We start from the raw sequence: 17,403 nt of genomic DNA on the forward strand, positions 1-17,403 counted from the left end.
TGCTCTTGTTCGCGTAACCCGCTGCGGGGCTTAGTAACCCGCGCCCAGACTATTCTGATTTATCGCCGCCGTCTGGATGACTTAGATGGCGATAATTGCGGTGCGATGCTGCCCATCCGACTTACCATATCTGGCTAGACGGGCCTTCGGTTGCCGCCTTAATAATTTGTAAGAATAGGGGATTTTCAGAACAGGCACCCCCGGTTGGCGGTTGCGAGGGTTGTGGATCGTTCTGAGATGGGTATGCCTCTCACCGAGGGGAATTTTCCAAGTTTGGCGAACAAATATTGCGCGGATTAGGGTGCCCTGAAGGTGGCCTTGTTCGACGTCGGCTTCACGTCCATTTTGATCGCCGGGGGCGTGAGCCGACGGCGGACAGTGAGGCGACGCTCAGATTAATCCGTCTGATTGACGAGCAGTTTCTGGAGTCGCCGTGGTCTCATGTCAGATTGCGCGGCACCTGCGTCGCAACGGCCGTCATCGCATCTGCCGGTTGTGGACCAAGATGGGTGTCCCTATCGGAAACCTAATCCGGCTGGCAACTGAGGTCGTATCGCGCAATGCTTCGGCCTTATGAGAGAAGCTTGCAGCCTGGTCTGGTTGGCGCTGGTCGGATTGTTCCGGTCGCGGGCCTCGCTGGAAGCCGAGATACTGATCCTTCGTCATTAGCTTAACATCCAGCGACGTCAAAGCGGCTGAATTTCAGCACTTTGGATCGGTTGATATTTGCTGGGCTGTATCGTTTGGCGCCAAGTGTTCTAGGGGCTCTGGCGATTTTGAAGCCTGAGACGGTGATCCGCTGGCATCGCGCCGGGTTCAGATCGTACTGGCGCTGGAAATCCCGCCCCCGCGGCGGCCGGCCGACGGTGGCGCTGGAAATACGCGAGCTGATCCGCGAGATGAGTATCGCCAATCCACTGTGGGGAGCGCCACGAATTCATGGCGAGCTGCTCAAGCTCGGCATCGAGATCGGACAGACCAGCGTGGCCAAGTATATGGCCAGGCGGAGAGGCCCGCCGTCCCAGGGTTGGAAGACGTTCCTCCGCAATCATGCCGACGGCATCGCGGCGATGGATCTGTTCGTCGTACCGACGATCTCATTTCGCTTGCTCTATGGCTTGTTCATCATGGGGCATCGTCGACGACAGGTTTTATGGTTTGGCGTGACCGCGCATCCGACCGCAGAATGGATCGCAAATCAGATCACGCAAGCTTGCGGCTGGAAGCAGGCCCCTCGCTATCTGATCCGCGACCGGGACGGGGCCTATGGCGAAGTCTTTATTCGAAGAGTTCGATCCATGGGCATTCGTGATCGACCGACGTCGCCGCGCTCGCCATGGCAAAACGCATAGGCTGAACGGCTGATCGGTTCGATCCGGCGGGAATGCCTTGACCATGTTGTTGTGTTCGGCGAGCGGCATCTTCGTCACGTGCTGCTGTCTTACATGAACTACTATAATGAGACGCGCACGCACCTGTCGTTGGACAAGGATGCGCCCCTATCGCGCACGGTTCAGAGAGATGAGGTAATCGGCCGGCCAGCTTGTGGATAGCTGAGGATTTTGGGTGCTGCGCTTCAGGCTGATGGTGAAAACGAGGTCCGTGGTTACGGCCTCAAGCATCAGAAGGAGAAGCGCAGCATGGACCATTTTGCCGGACTGGACATTTCAGTCAAGGAAACGAGCGTCTGCATTGTGGATGACACAGGCGGGATCGTGCGGGAAGTGAAGGTGGCGAGCGAACCCGAAGCTCTGCTGGAAGTGCTGACGAACCTACCTATCACTTCAAGCGGATTGGACTGGAAGCCGGTCCGTTGTCGCAATGGCTTTTCAGCGCTCTCGCCGAAGCGGGCTTGCCGGTGATCTGTGTCGAGACGCGGCACATGAGGGCGGTGTTGAAGGCGCAGATCAACAAGACGGACCGCAACGATGCACGCGGCATCGCTCAGATGATGCGGGCGGGGCTTTACCGCCCGGTGCATGTGAAGACGTTACGCAGCCAGAAACTGCGAATGCTGCTGACCCATCGTAAGCTGCGTCAGTCAAAGGCCATCGCCATCGAGAACGACCTGCGCGCCACCTTGCGCAACTTCGGTCTCAAGGTGGGCGTGGTAGGAACGGTGAAGTTCGAGGTCCGCATCAAGGAGCTTGTTGCGGACCTTCCCGACCTGGCCGTTCTGGTTGAACCGCTGCTGGCACCGCTCATAGTAGCTGGAATGAAGCCATGGTTTCCGAATTGTACCACAGCCGAAGGATATCCTGAAGACGATCAAGGACGAGAAGGTCCAGATGATCGATCTGCGGTTCACCGATTTGCCGGGCGTCTGGCAGCATTTTTCCATCCCGCCGAGCGCGGTGAAGGCCGAGGCCCTCGATGAAGGCATCGGATTCGACGGCTCATCGATCCGCGGCTTTCAGGAGATTCAGGAAAGCATCGTAATGAACCTACCGCTGCGGCACTCGGTAAACCGCCTAAATGGATGACTGAAGCGCAGGCCTCAGCGTGGCGCACCTTCGAAGCTGAAGCGCCGTGGCTGAATTACAGCCACCGCGCCTTGGTCGAAATTACCAGCGTCGTTCGCGCACGGCTTGCGACGGGCGAGGATGTCGGTGTGCAGGCAATGGGCCTGTTGCGGTTGTGCATCGGGTCCATGGGGGCGACGCCGGCTGATGCGTCAAAGGTTAGCTGGACAGCGGAAGAGGAGCCTGATGACATTCTCGATTGAAACTGTCACGCTGCGTTTGATTTTGCGGCTTCGGTCGCAATGATCCGAAACTCTTCCTGCGAGCGGGTGCCATTTGCGGCGGATTGCAGGATGCGTTCAGCCATCAATGCCTTTGTCGAGGTATCTGGGCGAACGGTCAGTACCGCCTGTGCAAGCGCACCTTTCATTACCGCAATGAGTTCCGGCTCAAACATCTGCATTTCGTGACCTCCGCTTTTCGGGCACCGCTGTACCTCGGGTCGGTGACAGTGGTGCTGCGGAATTCTGACGGAGATGAGTCCTGCAGATTAACTTTCGCTCATGTTGAGTCACGTCGGCGAGAGCGGGGAATTCCAACGCGAGCGAGATAAGCTGGGCACAGGAAGAAGAGCCGGGCGATTTGTTTGATTAACTTACGACCGCGGCCTCGACTTTGGTGCGGGTTCTGGTTTCCGCATTATACACTTCCACGCGAAGCATCGGAAATCTTGCTAAGAGTTCGGCACCCGCCGCTTGAGCGAGTTTCTCATCATCATAGGTAGTTTTCAGCTTGCCATCCACGACCATTGCGAAGCCGTTGGTCGGAATGATGTCAGCGCGCAGAGGGTTCCGAGGCCGATGTTCCTCAGACCGATCTTCCTCGGGCTTACGTTTGGATGGTTTCACGACAATACCCACTTTGTTGGGGTCATATAGCATGTGGTGATGACTCCCAACAAAACAACGGCGATCGATACCCGGATTAGCCGCGCGTATCCAGCGACACGCCAAGCAACGAGGCTTTTGCGGCTTTTGCGGCAACAGTTCGTTTTAGAGCGCTCGCAATTTTTTTACCCCAGCCTTCTTCTTGGCCAACCCCTTCAGCTTGTGGACATCGGTCGCAGTCCAAGGGCGAGTTACTTTTGTCTTCTTGACCAAATCGTCGCCCCTAAATTGTTCGGTCGCGGTTTAGCAGATCGCGCATCGCGAGCAACCCGTCATCGCGGCGCGCACGGATGTACTGCCGCCGCACTACCAGGAGTGAACTGCCGTGGCGGCTACTCGCGCATCGCTACATCAGTCGTCGTCGTGCCAACGGTGATGCCAGCCACGATGACCATCCCCGTAGCCATACCCGCCATAGCCGTACCGGTGTCGGCGCCAACGCCAGTCATCGTTGTCGTCGCGATAGTAACCGTAGCCACGGTAATCCGGTCGCCACCAGCACCGTCCCCATTCGTTACAAACGTAGTGGACTTGTTCGGCGTTTGACGATGGCACCGTAACCGATGGGAGCGGCATGGCATTGGCGGCGCCCGTGGAAAGTGCGCCGAGGGCGGCAGCGGCAGTAAGGACAAGGATAGATTTTTTCATCGAAGCCTCCATCACAAATGTGATGGCGCAACGTAGGACGCGCCGAATTAACTGCGGCTGAATAGATTGCGGTTGGAACGTGGCCAACGAAAGGTAACCTCGTCCAAAAATTTGAACGAAGTTGATTGCGGACGTTCCGTTGCCAAGGCGGCTGAGTTCCTTGAGCCGCCCAATCGCATAGGGAGCACCGCTATGCCGCTTCGGCGCGCCCATGCCCCTCGGCGCTCGTTCAGGCAGGCGCGCTACTGATCAACCACATCGCGCCGGGCAATCGCACTCTCGCGCCGTCCGCATAGGGCGCAAGCGCCTCGTGAACAGAGGCGACGGCGGCCGAGACGACCTCTGCTGGCTGGTTGCGCAGCCAACTGTTCACGGCGCCGATTTGGGTTGACTGAACCACAGCCTCCTCCAGCCCCCGGCCGGCGGCGATATCGAGGTCCATGTCGAGTTTCTCGAAGCGCGGCGGCGCCCAACCGGCCGCGGTGACAACCTCGGTCACGTGGTCTCGATCTGCGAAGGCGAACATTCCGGGAGCGTTCGGCCCAGGCTTTGGCCGCGGCGGCAGGTGCTGCGCGGCTGCAGTCATCGGCACTTCCATCCACGGGTTTTCGGCCAGCGAACGCCAGCACACGAGCGCCATGCGCGCGTCCGGAGCGGCGGCTCGGCGCATATTGGTGAACGCCGCCACCCGGTCGCCGAAGAACATCACTCCGAAGGCCGAGATCAACAAATCGTATTCGTCGAGCGCGGCGGTGGCCGGATCGGCCTGCCGCCAATCGACATTGGCGATGCCGGCTGCGCTCGCGCGCCTTTCACCCTCAGCAAGCATTGGCCCGGAAATGTCCAACCCCGCCACGCGGCCGGAGGGACCTACGGCGCGCGCAAATTCCAGCGTGGGCGCGCCACAGCCACAGCCGATATCCACCACCCGTTCGTCGGCACGCGGAGCGGCAAAGACAAGCAAGGCGTCCGTCACCGGCGCGAGCGTGATGTCGGTGTGCTCCTGTCGAGCCACCCAGATATCGCCGCCTTTCCCGTTCCAGAAGGCAAGCATGTCGGCGTTGATCTCTTCGGGCGCAGCCATCCGAGCCTCCCACTAAGCGGGTGCGCACGTTGCGGTATTGCCGAGTGGACCGCAAGCGGCGGTGCGGCGGTATCGTCGCGACGGCCCACACCAGCGCATAGGCCATTTCACCCGGCTCAAGGTCTTTGCGCTACCCCACCATCATCATAAAATCGCTTTCGCGAACGATCCTGATCGGCGCGCCGGCCGCGATTAGGGTTTCGGCCTTGCGCTGCTTGCTGCTTTTCTCCTGGCCGTTGGTTAGTCGCAAATCTTGGTCACCGACCACGAGGATAGTTGTCTTCTTCGTGACGGAGTCCGCAATCCTGCACCCCGCGACTGCCGCCATTTGTGCGGCTTGATCCCGCGCGATCGATAGTTCGCCCGTGAATACGATGGTCTCGCCGAATAGAGGCCCATCAGGGTTGCCGTCTTGAGAATGGCGCTTCCAATCGGTTTTCCGTTTGAACGGTCGCGGTGTAGCGCTTTCAACGCTTTCATAGCCAATATCGTCGATCCAGGATTGAAGGCTTACCTTTGTCTCCTCGATGGCGCGAAGCACAATTAAGCCGGCCGCCCTTGCATCCTCCGCAGCATCGTGATGCCTAAAAACAATTCCGAATGTTGAGGCGAGGTTCTTCAACCCGTAGCCGCCATTTGATCCGAAGTGATCCCAAGTGCGGCGCGCCACTTGAAGGCTGTCGAGCCAGATGCAGGGAAGGCCATCAGTGTCGTACTTTGCGGCGGCGCGCGCAATTGCAGTCCGGTCAAACGGGCTGTGGTGAACGATTGCGGTGTTGAGAAGCTCTTTGCTGATTACCGGTAAGACTTTGGCCATGGTCGGCTTGCCGGCGACGTCCTCTGGGCGAATGCCGTGGATGGCAATATTTGCCGGCGAAAAGTCGTCTTCAGGATCAACCAAGATGGTCAGCGACTTGAATACCTCACCGGCTCGGAAATGAACGAGGCCGATTGAGCAAATGCTCGAAAAATCGGAATTAGCCGTCTCGACGTCGAGCGCAATGAAATCGGTAACAGCCAATCCAAGCCTCCCCACACCCGCCGCAACTTTAAACGGCTGGAATCGGGGAGGGCAACCCGCACCTATCACTTATACTCAGCCCAGTACCCGTCTTCTTTATGACGTCCAGTGCGATGCTGACAGCCGCGCATTGCGTCGGCGGACCGCTAGATTAAGGCGTCCAACGCGTCGAGTTCTGCAATCGTCCGACCGATCAATCGGCGAAGCGCCGCTTTGGCTTTGTTGTAATCCGAAACACTATTATCGCGCACGGCGCTTTCAGAAACCGAATCCCGTTGCGCATCCTGCCGTGAGGCTACACGCTTTCGCGCCACCCGCATGGTGGTCTCAACGTTCCCGCCGATGTAGTCGCGGCGCGTGGAACGACGACTGGTTTACGGCGCTCGAAACCTTCCCGCCGGCGTCGAATGCCGGTTACGACGACGATGCCGATTCCACGTCCGAAGCCTTCAACGCTCTCGCGGGCGACAACCTCGCAACCTGGGCGAAACTCGCGGGCTATTCCTCGAATTCCTGCCCTTCGCGGAGGTTTTGCGGGATTTGCGTCAAAACTTCGGCCATCGACTCCCGGATATCCAACCGGACGCCATTTTCGAAATGCGCGACGGAATTTCCGCCTGCTGACTGAACGAAGCGATTGACGCGACCCAAATTGACCCACGTCCGCGCATTGCTGTCCGCTTCCGTCAGTTCAATGAAATAGGCCACTCGTTTTCCCTCCTCGCTAGATTGGTTCCTGAATGCCACGTTTGCGTGGTCCTCAACCCGTGTCGACCGTTACGGTTCCAGATAGTGAGCGCGGACGGACCAAGCAAACCCTGAAGAAGGCTATCCGCGACGAAACCGCCACCGCGAAGCTGATCCGCACTGTGACAGCTTCCAGAATTTCGCGGCCAAGGTCGGCATCGGGACCAACAATCAGACGTCCGCGTCAACGTACGGCTTCAACCCGATCAGCCGCAACCGCGGCCTTTTGGAGTGGATGTATCGCGGGTCTTGGGTCTGTGAGATGGTTGTCGATTGTCCCGCCGACGATATGACGCGCCGGTTATAGGAATTTGGCCGGCCAAAGTGAGACCATTTCCATCTACCACCCCGGCCAGCACCCATCTTCTTCATAACGCCCGGTGCGATGCTGATAGCCGTCGTCGGGCAGTTTCCCGCCGGCTGGGCTGGACGAGGCCGGGGGATAGTTTCTCCGGTGATGTTTTCGGATATGGTCAGGGTGCTGGAATGAAACGCCGGCTCGGGACTGCTGATTCTTACGGCCCACACCAGGATTGGCAGTCCCTATCAGGCGGAGTTTTCTATTTTGCGTCGCGGTGGCCTGTTCGTCAGCCTGTGGATGAAGTGCCGAATTTGTCCTCATGAAATCGGGCCGACACGAATCATCAGTACGCCAATATATGGACGTTAGGCCTGCCTCTGGGCCACGTCCCGCTCCCAAACTTGCCCGGCGCTTCACGGTGTCGGGCCTTTTTACCGATCCCTTGCAAGTTTTCGTTTGCCCCAGCTGTGACCTTTCTTCCCCGACGGTTAGACTGTCGCCCTCCAGAAGGGTTTATTAACAGTGTCTCTTGCTGCTTTGCGTGAGACTGGATTCGTTCTTTGAGAACGAAATAGAGTCAAACCCCGAACTCCCCGGACGGCCGTCGGCGCGGGCCTCAGTTGCCGCGGCCTCAAAGGCGACGGTCGTTTAGTGTTTCGTCGATCCGGGCTGCTCTTCTAAAAACGACCGAATGCCTTCAACCTCCAGCGTTCGGTAAAACTCGTCATAGGCATCTTGGTCAGTGGCGAAGCGATCATCCCAAACCGTAGAGCCACCTTCTGGATCGATCACCTCAAGCGTCCAGCTTCGATCACCCTCGACTAGGCGATAAATCTCGACGCGAACAGAGATACCATCGCGAGTCACGATTCCGCTCAGCGGCGATTCTTCAATCTCTGGGTCTTCTTCAATCATGACAGCAGATTAACGCGGCGGGGGCGCGCAGGGTAGGGGTTATTACTTGCCCTTCTTCAACCCCAACTCGACAAGCCTGCGAATCGCTTCCGACCGCGACGGCATGTCGGGCTGACGAGCGGCCCATTGGTCAACCGTCTCGCGCATCTCAGGCGATAGGCGAATAGCCGTTACAGGATCGCGTCCCGTGGCGGGACGGCGACACCCATTTTCAACAACGCGTCCTCGATCGAAGTTTGCAGATCGCGCACTACTTCTTGAAGCACATTCAGCGCAAGTCGCGCCGGAGGATCGGGCAGGGTAATTTTGTGATCATTTGCAACGATATCGGCTGCCTGATCGTTGTCCCTGTCGCAAATCCCATCCAGCTGGCGGTTGATCGAGAATCGGGCGATGCTGCTGTTTGATGTTGGATTTGTGCAGACTAATCTTTGGAATGGTGATCGACCTGCTGCGGTCGCGAGTTGCGCTGGAGGCAGAAATTCTGGTCTTGAGGCAACAAATCAATGTGCTGCGGCGAACCCGTCCCAAAAGACCTCCCTTCATCTCGATTGACAGATTGATATTGGGAGGTGTCTGCCGACTGTTTCCCAAGATGTATGATGCACTGGCAATCGTCCGACCGGACACCGTGATCCGTTGGCATCGTGCCGGTTTCAGATCGTATTGGCGCTGGAAATCGAGCCGCCGCTGCGGCCGACCGACTGTGCCGTTAGAAATTCGCCGGCTGATCCGCGAGATGAGCCTCGCCAATCCGTTGTGGGGAGCACCGAGAATCCATGGTGAGCTTCTCAAGCTTGGCATTCGGCCAGACCAGTGTGGCCAAGTATATGGCGCGGAGGAGGGCCCCTCCGTCGCAGGGGTGGAAGACGTTCCTTCGTAACCATGCTGACGGTATCGCCGCGATGGACCTTTTCGTGGTGCCGACAATCTTCTTTCGTCCTGTCTATGGGTTGCTGATCATGGGCCATGGCCGGCGGCAGATCCTGTGGTTTGGGGTGACCGCGCACCCAACGGCCGAATGGATAGCCAACCAACTCACTCAAGCTTGCGGCTGGGAGCAAATCCCTCGTTACCTGATCCGGGACCGCGATGGCGCATACGGCGAAATATTCATCCGTCGGGTTCGATCCATCGGCATTCGAGATCGCCCGACGTTTCCTCGCTCACCGTGGCAAAATGCGTATGCAGAACGGCTGATCGGATCGATCCGCAGGGAATGCATTGATCATATCGTGGTATTCGGCGAACGCCATCTGCGCCACGTGCTGCTCTCGTACATGAGCTACTACAACGGCACGCGCACCCATTTGTCATTGAACAAGGACGCGCCGATATCACACGCCGCCGAGACAGCCGGACGCATTCTCTGTCGTCCGATTCTGGGCGGGCTGCACCATCAATATGCCCGGATTTGATATGCGGTAGGCACAGCCGGCGCATGAGGCCGAAGGCCGACTCGTTGCAGAAGTCGCAGGTCTTCTGGATACGGGGTTGGTGCTTTAAGAGCCACATGGCGACGCTCCTCAGTTGTGGAGGCGTGCAGCGCAGATAGTTTCACCATCGCTAAGCGTGGCCGGGGACTACCGACCCATTACGCGCCGCACAACTCCAAAACCGAAGAATCGAACTGGCTGCCTGTATTCTAACACGGGTTCATAGTGCCTACAGGAAAGTGCACAGCTTTTTGGCGGCACACTTTTATCGAGTTCAGCTCGGGCTATGCGATACGATCCTTCACGGTCGAGGGGATTCGCATGGACGTTTACCAATTTATCGCAGCGATATTTCAATCGCTTGTTTCGCTCGCGTGGCCTGCCGCATTGGTGGCATGCGTTTGGTTGTTTCGAGAGAAGCTAGAGATTATGTTTCCGCTGCTCCAAATAAAATACAAAAACTTCGACGTTTCTTTTCGTCTCGACCAAGCCGAGAAAGAGGCGGCACGCATCGCACCTCCGGTGCCATCCCAAGACCCAGAACCGACACCGGAAGAAAAAAGCCGATTTGAGAAGGTGGCGGAGCATTCGCCTAAGGCCGCCATTCTCGAAAAGCGAACCGAACTCGAACAGGTAGTAAGAGCTACCGCCCAGCCCTACATTTCTACTTCGATCGCCAAATCCTGGAAGACACTGTCGTGGACGACTGCTATCCGCGCTTTGCGCGAACAACATATTATTGATGAAAAAACATCCGCCGTGCTGGACGACTTGCGAGTAATCGGAAACCGCGCCGCGCACAGCCAAGACGGAAGCGAGTTTTCGAAAGAAGAAGCGCTACGTTTTGGAAAACTGACCGACAACATTATTGGTCTTGTGCGACTTCTCAGCTGAGTCCGGCGAGGAAGCGAGTTGAGGATGGGACACCTTAGAGAGGGTTAAGGCTCCTTTCAAAATCTGGAGACAGGACAGCGTGACCGACTATAAAGCCTACATCCTCAGCGACAAAGGCCACATCCTGAACGATGCGACCATAGTGGCCAATGATGACGCTCAGGCAATCGAAGCTGCAAAGAAGATAGTCCGCGCCCGTAACGTAGAATTGTGGGACGAGGAGCGCTTGGTTGGGCGCTTCAAAATAGAGACTAATCCGAAGCCTTAATCGACGCCGCGCCGTTGTGAGAATGGCACCACCACTGCTTCATGCCGGGCGAGTACGGCTCCAGTGTTTGCTTGGTCTCTTTGCGGCAGGTTAGGCAGATGCGGGTCATGAGGATGTGCCATCACCGAGCAAGAAGCCGGGATCGGATTGTGCATGCTGAGCAGCTTCTTTGGGACGACTTCGAGTGGAGAATGCTCAACGGCAAACTTTCGGCACTTCGATGGGTCCTGGGAGACGATTGGGACATGCTCGACACCTAGCGCTATCCACAGCCCCGCCCCGGACTGCTTTCATTCGGTGCTACAATTCAGAGACCTAGTAGAGGCTGGGTATTGAGAAAGCTCGCTCGCCTCTACGGGCGGGCTTTCTTTGTTGATGCTGGGGGAGCCATGGCGCTGACGGCTTTATAAACCGTCGGAATGCGATCCCCCGCCACCAGCACGGAAACGTCGTTGGAGCCCCATTCTCGGTACAGGGCAGTGCGCAGGGCCGAGCCACACGGATACCTCACGACACCGGGCGCATGAGGCGGAGCGTACATTGAAAGATTGTTTGTGCGGGGGGTATCAAATCCAAGAAGCGCCTAACAGCAGGGCGCGAAATGGGCATGGTGTTGCTGGCTAATCATGCCTTCGTACCACCTCATCTGAACGGCGCTTAGCGGCGCGCAGTGGATGAGGCAGAGGTCTTGAACCCCGTACACTACGGGACACACACCATGCGACGGGAGAGAAGGAATACGGAGTGGAGGGGTAGGAGAGCGGAGCTTTTAAAAGCGTCGCACAATAAAAACCAGAACGACGCTTAGGGTATCAGAGGTAAAAGTGGGGCTAGTGCTCAGTTCGTGAAAAGCTGCCGCAGCGTCGGTTCTTTAACTATATCTGGCCTGGCTAGAGGGCTTCCTCTCCTGTAGGTGCTGGGCGTCTATGTCATCCAGCTTCCTTTCGAGCGTTCTGAGCTCGTCCTTGTTGATGCTGATAGTGGCCGGGTCCGTCAGTCCGATCGAAAGCCCGCGGTTGAGGGCAATCTCTCGGCGTATATCGTCGCATTTGCTGCACATGGCTCGTTCCACGTTAGGCGGGAGCGCGCGCTGCTCTCAGTCATCGGTAGTTGCCGCGAAAAGGGGCGATGATGGCCGCAGTCCTACCAGTTATGTACGGTTCCCGTCATTACGATTTAAAGAAATTAAGGCCGCTTGTTCCACTGCGCCCAATGCGTCCCGCGTCCCTTCTCTGAGGGGTGCATGCGCTCCCCGCCGAACTCCTTGCGGAATATCTCCGCGTGGTCCTCAACAGCGAACATGAACACCTGATAGAACTGGTTCTCGGACATCACGGAATGCCCATGTCGCGATAGCGACAGCCCGCGCTCCTCGCAGAAATTCCTGAGCGTATGAAAGTGCTGGCCGATGCACTTATCCTCACGGAGAAAGGCCGATAGTTGGCCTTTTCGTGCGTCCTAGCGCGTTTGGCAGACCGTTCTAAGCTCCCATGTCCACCGCAAACATAGGCGCGAACCCAGCTCTCCCGCGGTATTACACCCGCACGGCATCCCATCGCCGCAGGTGATTTCATTTCTGTAGAGTCGGGCATGATGCGCACCTCCCTGGTGCACGGCCCCGCGGGGGCTTTGAGGCTGGGGGTGCGGGACCGTGCAGGGCCACGGGCGCCCATGGGCCCATCAGTACAATTATTGGCGCGGTGATCTAGGTTCAAGGCCCCACAGCTTATCGCCGTAAGGCTGGATAGGCGTTAAAACGTCGTATACCGCGCCAGGACGAACGGAAATGCTCGAAACGACAAAGGCCCCGTTTGGGGCCTTTCCTGCGTCTGAGTGGTTTTTAGAGCGTTCTGGCTAATCGCCCATATCCTCAAGTTCGGTCCAGATATCCCGGCACCAGAGCTGGATGCGGACTTTCATCACTTCGTCGCCCAATAGCTCCGCGTAATTATAAAGGTCGCACAGCTCTCCCTGCATCTCGCGGCGCGCGTCGATGTGCGCGGCATCCCATGGCTGGCGGTGCTCTAAGTGACCAAGGTCGAACTTCTTCTGCCGTTCGGTGTCGAAGTCCATTAGCGGGATGTTGCCGCGCCGAGGGTCGCATTGTCCACGCTCGCATACTGTGGGTACTTCGCCTTAACGGACTGCGCAAACTGGTCGGATGATAGCTTCGCGCCCGGCTGCGGCTGCGGTTGTGCTTGGGTAGCAGGCATAAGTTAGATGCCGAGCCCGAGAGGATCAGCGTTAGACGAGCCGCTCTCCTGGGTGCTCTTGAAGAGCGAGTTCTTAGTCGTATTGGCGGTATCGATGATGTTTTGGCCCTCAAGCTGGAGTTGGCTCTTGAGCGAGAGGTAGTTGGCGCCCGAAAGCCCGGCCGGTATCGCCTGCACTGCTTCTGCCTTATCGCTTTCGGTCACGGCCGCGCCGCGCGAGAGCATCTGCGCGTATTCAGAGCGCAGGGTCTTGAGTGTGCTGATGTACTTCGTCACGTCCTCGTTATTGCCGGTGTAGGCTTTGACGCCTGCGACATACTGGTCGATGCCAGGAATGCCCGTCTGGTTGACCTTGTCAGCGAGTGTGGAGAGGAGCGGCATGTTCTTCTCGAGCACGTTAATGACACGGGTATCCTTGTACGTGTAGCTGTTGACGGCGGCATGGCCGATGTTGAGCGCTTGGAAGCGCGCGCTGACGTGCTGGAACTTATCTGTGTGTATCGGAAACGTCACGTCGAAGGGGTGCGCCGTTGCCTCGCCCCCGCCGCCGACAACCTTCGAGCCGATTGTGTAGGAGCCGATCGGCGTGTTGATGCCCTGGTCGACATAGCCGCCGTCGCCCTCGATGGTGAAGGCCTCCACCGGCTGGCCGTCGTCGAGCACCAGCGAGACCTTGATGCTCTGATCCTTCATGATGTGGCCGGTCACGCGCATATAGTGCGCGCGCTTGAGCCGGTCAGTCCCGAGGTTATCGCTGCCGACCTCGGCCCGGTCGTCCGCTGCAGCATTGTAGTACTCAAGCTTATCTCGGGGCTATCCTTGATGTGGTCGATGTAGAGCGTGCCGGCGTACTGCACCGTGCCGTTGAGATAGAGCGTCTTGTTCGCCTCATCGTAGACGAACGTGCTGGGCGTGTTGCGGTACAAGAGGCGTTCGTTAAACGGCACTTGGCGATAGCGCTGGAAGCTATTATTGCCGTCGAACACTTTGATAGGTGTCTCGCCATAGAAGCGATTGAAACGCGCGATGGTCGAGATGTCGATTGCGGTCTGCCACGTGTTGCCCGTCGCCACGGTCTTGCTCGTGTCGGTGTAGCGCAGCGCAACCCAAGGCCGCGTCTGCTCCACCATGGCTTTGGCCAGGTTGATGAACTGGAAGAGGACGGTCGCGCCGATCGAAGCGCCGCCGTTTATCTCCTCGCAGAATTCTCAAGCTCCGGGCCAATCATGCAGCAATAGTACGGGGGTTGGCCGCTTTGTAACGAGCGGCGAACCCCCCGGCTCTTTGTGATGCTATCACGCGCCCGTGAGCGGCCGCGTTAGGAACAGTCACAGCCCGGTGAGGTTGTTGTTCCTAAACAGGCATGGAGCACAGCATGGTAGTTTCCAGAAGAACGGACAATATGACTCGCGTCTACACCGGTTGGGCTATCGGCGGCGCAATCCTCGTGCTGCTGCTCAGTCTTTCCGTTTTCTACACCGGGCGCGGCACGCATCCGAAGTCAGTCGATAATCCGCCGAACGCCGTGACGCAGCAAAAGTGAAGCGTCCTTAAACTTCCTGCACAAACGAAAACTGACGCGGTGGGTGCCTCAAGGCCGTGAAGAAAGGGGATTGTCGTATAGCGCTCCCTGCTCGGTATGGCGCAGGAAGTCCTCTTTGCTGGTGAACCAACGCTGGCAGTGCTGGCAGAAGTTCATAGCTCGCTTAGAGTGAGTTCGATGCGCGGCCGAGACTTGTCGTAGGCCATTGGGACCGTCGCCCGCTTTATCTGGCTATCGTCCTCATACGCGATGCCGGATAATGCATCGCAGGAGAGCTTGTGGAAATTATCCCAGTCCGCTTTGCGCTTGGTGCCGAAGTAGAGGGTGACTGAAAGGTTGATATCGCCCGTGAGCGGCTTACCGCGCCACTGCGCGTGTGCTTCCAGCTGATACTCCCATTTCAGGCGCTTGCCCGCGGGGGTCATGTAGCGCTGAGGAAAGCGGCCTCGACAGGCGAGGCCATATATATATATGCTGGGTGGATTTTGGCTCGCCCGAGAGGACGATCGTTCGCATGTTACGCGGGTGGGATTTGCACCCACGATTTCCAGCTTATGAGGCTGGCGAGATACTGCTTCTCTACCGCGCTCCCTAATCATACCAAAGAAAAACCCCGCCGTAGCAAGGTCTGGTGGGGGCAACTCTTCGGAAATTCCGAAGAGTTCAAGTTCGGAGTTCAGTTGAGACAGTCAAAAGGCAGGATGGAGACCGTTTCGCCTAGGCTGTTGAGAACGGTGACGCATACCCCTTTGCCCGTCAGGTCGGGCATTGCCTCGAGCATATTGCGGGCCAAGAGGCTTCCGTAGCTAAGGGCGTCTTCAAGGTTCTCCAACGCGGCCTGGATGGGTTTCGATTTGTGGTCGGTCAGGTCTGTGACGATGTAACTGAAAATCTGCATGATGGCCGAATGTCCTGCCTTGGGTGATCGTTCCCGTTCTGCGAGAGTCAACTAGTTTACATAGGCGCCCGCACCATAAAGAAACCCCGCCGTAGCGGGGCTTTGTGCTTGCTGTCGCGGGTTCAGCTGTTGCTTTTATTTTTCGGTCCGCTCTTTAGACTATCACGCGCCCTGCGGCTAGCCCGGATTGCGTCCGCATCCTTGTGGAGGAGGGTCATCAGTTCAGTCTCGTGCAGACGCCATCGATAACGTCGTGCAGGTCGCTGGTGATTTGGGGGCGCTCAGCCACCTTGCCCGCGAGCGCGAACGTCGCCGCGTTGAAGAGCCTCCATGCCGTGCGGTCGCCCCAGTCGTGGGGCGGTTCTTCGTAGGCTTTCAGCACATGGCCGATAGCCTGCACGCCTATCACATCCTTGCGGTACATCGTCATTATCGCGTCGTTAACCGCCAAGGTACTCAGCTCTGCCGCCTGGTAGCCGTGGAGCCTTGATTGTTGCGCCCGGCGTTGCATCTGGAGTGGCTCGATGATGTCAGCCAAGAGGGCTGGCAGTTCCCGCTTGGCTCGCACCGTGTGCTTGCGGCGGATAACGTGGTCGGCTGAGAACGCGAGATTGTCGCAGACGAACACGCGCGAGCCGAATGCGATGCCTATGGGCAGGGACTTGTCGTGCGAGTTACGCAAGCCGAGCATGTCCGTGTACTCGCCGTAGGGCGAGCGCAGGTACATGATGCCGAAGTACCGCAAGCCGTCAGGGGTGACGGCGTGATGCTCCTCGGCTATCTCGTGCTGGTGAAAGCCGAGCGTGAAGCGCATCAGCTCCACTATCTCGTGATGCGGTACGGGAACGTGGGTGTCGGTAGGAGCGGGCGTGGCAACCGCCCGCAAATCGTCGTAGGACACGGCGTTAGCGCCGCTGTGTAGCATCAGCGTCATAGCAGGCTCCTGAGTTTGAGGGACTTCCTGCCTAATAATAACCTGGAAAAAGAAAGACCCCCGAAGGGGTCTAAGGCAGCCTAAGCGCGAAGTAGACGTGCTCGACGAACCGGGCGCGCATCTCCCTGGTGCAGGTGAGCTTCTCCGCAAGATGCACGACCTCGTGCAGCGTGGTCCGGCGTATCTGGTCGGGGTCGCTGCCGAACGCGACGATGACCCACGGGGTCTGGTCGTCCCGGCAAAAGCAGCCTCCCTTGCTGTCCTCCAAGTCGCGGTACGCATCCGTGAATTGCTTCTTGATTGAGGGCGCGAGGAATTCGCCTATCAGCTCCGAAAAGTCCGCTTCATCGTACCGGGGCTGGATGATGAAGAGGCCGCATACGAAGGTCTCTAAGCGCAGTTCTATTTTGTGGTGTGAATCGGCGCCGGGGTCACGTCGCTGGAAGGATGAGCAGTAACGTCCTGAAGAAAATTGAGAAAGCTTCGTCGGAGTGGGGTCACGATAGGCGCCGGTGTTGACCCACCCCGGCGCGGATTATGTCAACTGCGACAAGGAATTGTGGCCGATAGTTCACGGGGCCAAGTTCGGCGCCGATTAACATCCTGCTGCATGTTCCACAGCGTGAACGCGCCGTTGATGACATAGACGCCATAGCCGTGCGGCCGTTCCTGCTCGCCGCGGGCGTCGGCTGCGATGATGTCGAGGCCGTTGACGTCGACGTGGCCGCCACGCACCTTGTCGTGCGCCAGAATCCGAACGCAGCCGGTTGTCGTGACGCTGCGCAACTCGATCCGGCCCAGGCGTTCGACCGAGGTGTCGTTGAAAATCGCACGCTTGTTCACTGTGGCGTTGAGCCGGATGTTGTGGATACGGTTGTCGGACGACAACTGCAGGCCATCTGTTCCGGCCGCAAAGCTGACGGTCGCGTCACCGTCGCCGCGCATCGACTGTCCGGGCGCAAGGCGGATGGAGGGGACGTTGATCAAGTCAGGCGACAAAACCAGCGGTAGGCCAGGTTGAGATGGATCTCGTCGCACAGTCGCCGTTCGGACCGGGGCTGCAGGGGCGCCAACACCTGGTCGACGCCGCGG

At 58.1% G+C, this 17,403-nt stretch carries 26 protein-coding genes, 1 tRNA gene and 2 pseudogenes; 10 read left to right on the forward strand and 19 right to left on the reverse strand.

The window, feature by feature from the left end; all coding sequences use genetic code 11:
- Positions 1 to 776: 776 nt before the first annotated feature.
- The 5 genes and pseudogenes from ACSZOQ_RS02830 (at position 777) to ACSZOQ_RS02850 (ending at position 2,725) form a co-directional block, all read left to right on the forward strand.
- On the forward strand, positions 777 to 1,352 hold the full coding sequence (locus tag ACSZOQ_RS02830; RefSeq protein ID WP_439924545.1) for a hypothetical protein: 576 nt from the start codon (positions 777 to 779) through the stop codon (positions 1,350 to 1,352).
- A 51-nt stretch (positions 1,353 to 1,403) separates the two neighbouring features.
- The gene (locus ACSZOQ_RS02835) at positions 1,404 to 1,553 is read left to right on the forward strand and encodes a hypothetical protein (protein WP_439924546.1); all 150 of its coding nucleotides are present in this window, start codon (positions 1,404 to 1,406) and stop codon (positions 1,551 to 1,553) included.
- A gap of 87 nt (positions 1,554 to 1,640) precedes the next feature.
- Positions 1,641 to 2,194: pseudogene (locus ACSZOQ_RS02840) on the forward strand (IS110 family transposase); the annotation flags it as partial.
- Positions 2,195 to 2,288: 94 nt separating this feature from the next.
- The gene (locus ACSZOQ_RS02845) at positions 2,289 to 2,483 is read left to right on the forward strand and encodes a glutamine synthetase (RefSeq protein WP_439924547.1); all 195 of its coding nucleotides are present in this window, start codon (positions 2,289 to 2,291) and stop codon (positions 2,481 to 2,483) included.
- On the forward strand, positions 2,480 to 2,725 hold the full coding sequence (locus ACSZOQ_RS02850) for a hypothetical protein (protein WP_439924548.1): 246 nt from the start codon (positions 2,480 to 2,482) through the stop codon (positions 2,723 to 2,725). The genes ACSZOQ_RS02845 and ACSZOQ_RS02850 overlap by 4 nt, the downstream gene beginning before the upstream one ends.
- 5 nt (positions 2,726 to 2,730) lie before the next feature.
- Here the strand turns inward: ACSZOQ_RS02850 and ACSZOQ_RS02855 are convergent, their stop codons facing one another.
- From ACSZOQ_RS02855 to ACSZOQ_RS02890, 8 genes are all read right to left on the reverse strand, one after another.
- Positions 2,731 to 2,925, reverse strand: a complete 195-nt coding sequence (locus tag ACSZOQ_RS02855) for a hypothetical protein (protein ID WP_439924549.1) — start codon at positions 2,923 to 2,925, stop codon at positions 2,731 to 2,733.
- Between the two features lie 187 nt (positions 2,926 to 3,112).
- The gene (locus tag ACSZOQ_RS02860) at positions 3,113 to 3,403 is read right to left on the reverse strand and encodes a hypothetical protein (RefSeq protein ID WP_439924550.1); all 291 of its coding nucleotides are present in this window, start codon (positions 3,401 to 3,403) and stop codon (positions 3,113 to 3,115) included.
- A 357-nt stretch (positions 3,404 to 3,760) separates the two neighbouring features.
- The gene (locus ACSZOQ_RS02865; protein ID WP_439924551.1) at positions 3,761 to 4,270 is read right to left on the reverse strand and encodes a hypothetical protein; all 510 of its coding nucleotides are present in this window, start codon (positions 4,268 to 4,270) and stop codon (positions 3,761 to 3,763) included.
- A 16-nt stretch (positions 4,271 to 4,286) separates the two neighbouring features.
- Positions 4,287 to 5,141 carry a class I SAM-dependent methyltransferase gene (locus ACSZOQ_RS02870; RefSeq protein WP_439924552.1) on the reverse strand — a complete coding sequence of 285 codons (855 nt, stop codon included), beginning with the start codon at positions 5,139 to 5,141 and terminating at the stop codon, positions 4,287 to 4,289.
- 130 nt (positions 5,142 to 5,271) lie between these two features.
- Positions 5,272 to 6,162 (reverse strand): exonuclease domain-containing protein, encoded by an 891-nt coding sequence (locus ACSZOQ_RS02875; RefSeq protein ID WP_439924553.1) that lies wholly within the window; start codon positions 6,160 to 6,162, stop codon positions 5,272 to 5,274.
- 146 nt (positions 6,163 to 6,308) lie between these two features.
- A complete protein-coding gene (locus tag ACSZOQ_RS02880; protein ID WP_439924404.1) occupies positions 6,309 to 6,482 on the reverse strand; it encodes a hypothetical protein in 174 nt (57 codons plus the stop codon).
- A gap of 178 nt (positions 6,483 to 6,660) precedes the next feature.
- Positions 6,661 to 6,870 (reverse strand): hypothetical protein, encoded by a 210-nt coding sequence (locus ACSZOQ_RS02885; RefSeq protein WP_439924405.1) that lies wholly within the window; start codon positions 6,868 to 6,870, stop codon positions 6,661 to 6,663.
- 988 nt (positions 6,871 to 7,858) lie between these two features.
- Positions 7,859 to 8,125 (reverse strand): hypothetical protein, encoded by a 267-nt coding sequence (locus ACSZOQ_RS02890; RefSeq protein WP_439924554.1) that lies wholly within the window; start codon positions 8,123 to 8,125, stop codon positions 7,859 to 7,861.
- A gap of 436 nt (positions 8,126 to 8,561) precedes the next feature.
- Between ACSZOQ_RS02890 and ACSZOQ_RS02895 the strand changes: the two genes are divergently transcribed.
- From ACSZOQ_RS02895 to ACSZOQ_RS02910, 4 genes are all read left to right on the forward strand, one after another.
- A complete protein-coding gene (locus ACSZOQ_RS02895) occupies positions 8,562 to 9,008 on the forward strand; it encodes a hypothetical protein (RefSeq protein WP_439924555.1) in 447 nt (148 codons plus the stop codon).
- Positions 9,009 to 9,030: 22 nt separating this feature from the next.
- Positions 9,031 to 9,543, forward strand: a complete 513-nt coding sequence (locus ACSZOQ_RS02900; protein ID WP_439924556.1) for an integrase core domain-containing protein — start codon at positions 9,031 to 9,033, stop codon at positions 9,541 to 9,543.
- A 339-nt stretch (positions 9,544 to 9,882) separates the two neighbouring features.
- Positions 9,883 to 10,455: a DUF4145 domain-containing protein gene (locus ACSZOQ_RS02905; protein ID WP_439924557.1), complete on the forward strand. Its 573-nt coding sequence runs from the start codon at positions 9,883 to 9,885 to the stop codon at positions 10,453 to 10,455.
- A gap of 79 nt (positions 10,456 to 10,534) precedes the next feature.
- On the forward strand, positions 10,535 to 10,723 hold the full coding sequence (locus ACSZOQ_RS02910; protein ID WP_439924558.1) for a hypothetical protein: 189 nt from the start codon (positions 10,535 to 10,537) through the stop codon (positions 10,721 to 10,723).
- A 1,185-nt stretch (positions 10,724 to 11,908) separates the two neighbouring features.
- On the opposite strand, the gene ACSZOQ_RS02915 is transcribed toward ACSZOQ_RS02910, so the two are convergent.
- The 4 genes from ACSZOQ_RS02915 to ACSZOQ_RS02930 all read right to left on the reverse strand — a co-directional run bounded on the left by ACSZOQ_RS02915 (position 11,909) and on the right by ACSZOQ_RS02930 (position 14,066).
- A complete protein-coding gene (locus ACSZOQ_RS02915) occupies positions 11,909 to 12,055 on the reverse strand; it encodes a hypothetical protein (RefSeq protein WP_439924559.1) in 147 nt (48 codons plus the stop codon).
- A gap of 522 nt (positions 12,056 to 12,577) precedes the next feature.
- Positions 12,578 to 12,796 carry a hypothetical protein gene (locus tag ACSZOQ_RS02920; RefSeq protein WP_439924560.1) on the reverse strand — a complete coding sequence of 73 codons (219 nt, stop codon included), beginning with the start codon at positions 12,794 to 12,796 and terminating at the stop codon, positions 12,578 to 12,580.
- Positions 12,797 to 12,939: 143 nt separating this feature from the next.
- Positions 12,940 to 13,629, reverse strand: a complete 690-nt coding sequence (locus ACSZOQ_RS02925) for a hypothetical protein (RefSeq protein WP_439924561.1) — start codon at positions 13,627 to 13,629, stop codon at positions 12,940 to 12,942.
- Positions 13,630 to 13,640: 11 nt separating this feature from the next.
- The gene (locus ACSZOQ_RS02930; protein ID WP_439924562.1) at positions 13,641 to 14,066 is read right to left on the reverse strand and encodes a hypothetical protein; all 426 of its coding nucleotides are present in this window, start codon (positions 14,064 to 14,066) and stop codon (positions 13,641 to 13,643) included.
- A 272-nt stretch (positions 14,067 to 14,338) separates the two neighbouring features.
- On the opposite strand from ACSZOQ_RS02930, the gene ACSZOQ_RS02935 reads away from it, so the two are divergent.
- The gene (locus tag ACSZOQ_RS02935) at positions 14,339 to 14,479 is read left to right on the forward strand and encodes a hypothetical protein (RefSeq protein ID WP_439924563.1); all 141 of its coding nucleotides are present in this window, start codon (positions 14,339 to 14,341) and stop codon (positions 14,477 to 14,479) included.
- A 152-nt stretch (positions 14,480 to 14,631) separates the two neighbouring features.
- Here the strand turns inward: ACSZOQ_RS02935 and ACSZOQ_RS02940 are convergent, their stop codons facing one another.
- From ACSZOQ_RS02940 to ACSZOQ_RS02970, 7 genes and pseudogenes are all read right to left on the reverse strand, one after another.
- Entirely contained in the window at positions 14,632 to 15,021 is a 390-nt protein-coding gene (locus ACSZOQ_RS02940; RefSeq protein WP_439924564.1) for a RusA family crossover junction endodeoxyribonuclease, read from the reverse strand.
- A tRNA-Met gene (locus tag ACSZOQ_RS02945) sits at positions 14,997 to 15,068 on the reverse strand. Before ACSZOQ_RS02945 ends, ACSZOQ_RS02940 begins: the two co-directional genes overlap by 25 nt.
- A gap of 87 nt (positions 15,069 to 15,155) precedes the next feature.
- Positions 15,156 to 15,377 (reverse strand): hypothetical protein, encoded by a 222-nt coding sequence (locus tag ACSZOQ_RS02950; RefSeq protein ID WP_439924565.1) that lies wholly within the window; start codon positions 15,375 to 15,377, stop codon positions 15,156 to 15,158.
- Between the two features lie 217 nt (positions 15,378 to 15,594).
- The gene (locus ACSZOQ_RS02955) at positions 15,595 to 16,311 is read right to left on the reverse strand and encodes a DUF932 domain-containing protein (protein ID WP_439924566.1); all 717 of its coding nucleotides are present in this window, start codon (positions 16,309 to 16,311) and stop codon (positions 15,595 to 15,597) included.
- Between the two features lie 70 nt (positions 16,312 to 16,381).
- The gene (locus ACSZOQ_RS02960; protein ID WP_439924567.1) at positions 16,382 to 16,579 is read right to left on the reverse strand and encodes a hypothetical protein; all 198 of its coding nucleotides are present in this window, start codon (positions 16,577 to 16,579) and stop codon (positions 16,382 to 16,384) included.
- 272 nt (positions 16,580 to 16,851) lie between these two features.
- Positions 16,852 to 17,256, reverse strand: coding sequence for a hypothetical protein (locus ACSZOQ_RS02965; RefSeq protein ID WP_439924568.1), 405 nt, complete (start codon positions 17,254 to 17,256; stop codon positions 16,852 to 16,854).
- 44 nt (positions 17,257 to 17,300) lie between these two features.
- Positions 17,301 to 17,366: pseudogene (locus ACSZOQ_RS02970) on the reverse strand (transposase); the annotation flags it as partial.
- Positions 17,367 to 17,403: the final 37 nt, after the last annotated feature.

The sequence above is a fragment of the Nitrobacter sp. JJSN genome, from assembly GCF_051912485.1.
Lineage (GTDB): Bacteria > Pseudomonadota > Alphaproteobacteria > Rhizobiales > Xanthobacteraceae > Nitrobacter.

Coding starts and splice junctions, on each gene's coding strand:
- ACSZOQ_RS02845 (WP_439924547.1), top strand. CDS start 2,289: ATGATCGATCTGCGGTTCACCGATTTGCCGGGCGTCTGGCAGCATTTT.
- ACSZOQ_RS02850 (WP_439924548.1), top strand. CDS start 2,480: ATGACTGAAGCGCAGGCCTCAGCGTGGCGCACCTTCGAAGCTGAAGCG.
- ACSZOQ_RS02855 (WP_439924549.1), bottom strand. CDS start 2,925: ATGCAGATGTTTGAGCCGGAACTCATTGCGGTAATGAAAGGTGCGCTT.
- ACSZOQ_RS02860 (WP_439924550.1), bottom strand. CDS start 3,403: ATGCTATATGACCCCAACAAAGTGGGTATTGTCGTGAAACCATCCAAA.
- ACSZOQ_RS02865 (WP_439924551.1), bottom strand. CDS start 4,270: ATGGGCGCGCCGAAGCGGCATAGCGGTGCTCCCTATGCGATTGGGCGG.
- ACSZOQ_RS02870 (WP_439924552.1), bottom strand. CDS start 5,141: ATGGCTGCGCCCGAAGAGATCAACGCCGACATGCTTGCCTTCTGGAAC.
- ACSZOQ_RS02880 (WP_439924404.1), bottom strand. CDS start 6,482: ATGCGGGTGGCGCGAAAGCGTGTAGCCTCACGGCAGGATGCGCAACGG.
- ACSZOQ_RS02890 (WP_439924554.1), bottom strand. CDS start 8,125: ATGATTGAAGAAGACCCAGAGATTGAAGAATCGCCGCTGAGCGGAATC.
- ACSZOQ_RS02895 (WP_439924555.1), top strand. CDS start 8,562: ATGGTGATCGACCTGCTGCGGTCGCGAGTTGCGCTGGAGGCAGAAATT.
- ACSZOQ_RS02900 (WP_439924556.1), top strand. CDS start 9,031: ATGGACCTTTTCGTGGTGCCGACAATCTTCTTTCGTCCTGTCTATGGG.
- ACSZOQ_RS02905 (WP_439924557.1), top strand. CDS start 9,883: ATGGACGTTTACCAATTTATCGCAGCGATATTTCAATCGCTTGTTTCG.
- ACSZOQ_RS02915 (WP_439924559.1), bottom strand. CDS start 12,055: ATGTCCGAGAACCAGTTCTATCAGGTGTTCATGTTCGCTGTTGAGGAC.
- ACSZOQ_RS02920 (WP_439924560.1), bottom strand. CDS start 12,796: ATGGACTTCGACACCGAACGGCAGAAGAAGTTCGACCTTGGTCACTTA.
- ACSZOQ_RS02925 (WP_439924561.1), bottom strand. CDS start 13,629: ATGAAGGATCAGAGCATCAAGGTCTCGCTGGTGCTCGACGACGGCCAG.
- ACSZOQ_RS02930 (WP_439924562.1), bottom strand. CDS start 14,066: ATGGTGGAGCAGACGCGGCCTTGGGTTGCGCTGCGCTACACCGACACG.
- ACSZOQ_RS02935 (WP_439924563.1), top strand. CDS start 14,339: ATGACTCGCGTCTACACCGGTTGGGCTATCGGCGGCGCAATCCTCGTG.
- ACSZOQ_RS02950 (WP_439924565.1), bottom strand. CDS start 15,377: ATGCAGATTTTCAGTTACATCGTCACAGACCTGACCGACCACAAATCG.
- ACSZOQ_RS02955 (WP_439924566.1), bottom strand. CDS start 16,311: ATGACGCTGATGCTACACAGCGGCGCTAACGCCGTGTCCTACGACGAT.
- ACSZOQ_RS02965 (WP_439924568.1), bottom strand. CDS start 17,256: ATGCGCGGCGACGGTGACGCGACCGTCAGCTTTGCGGCCGGAACAGAT.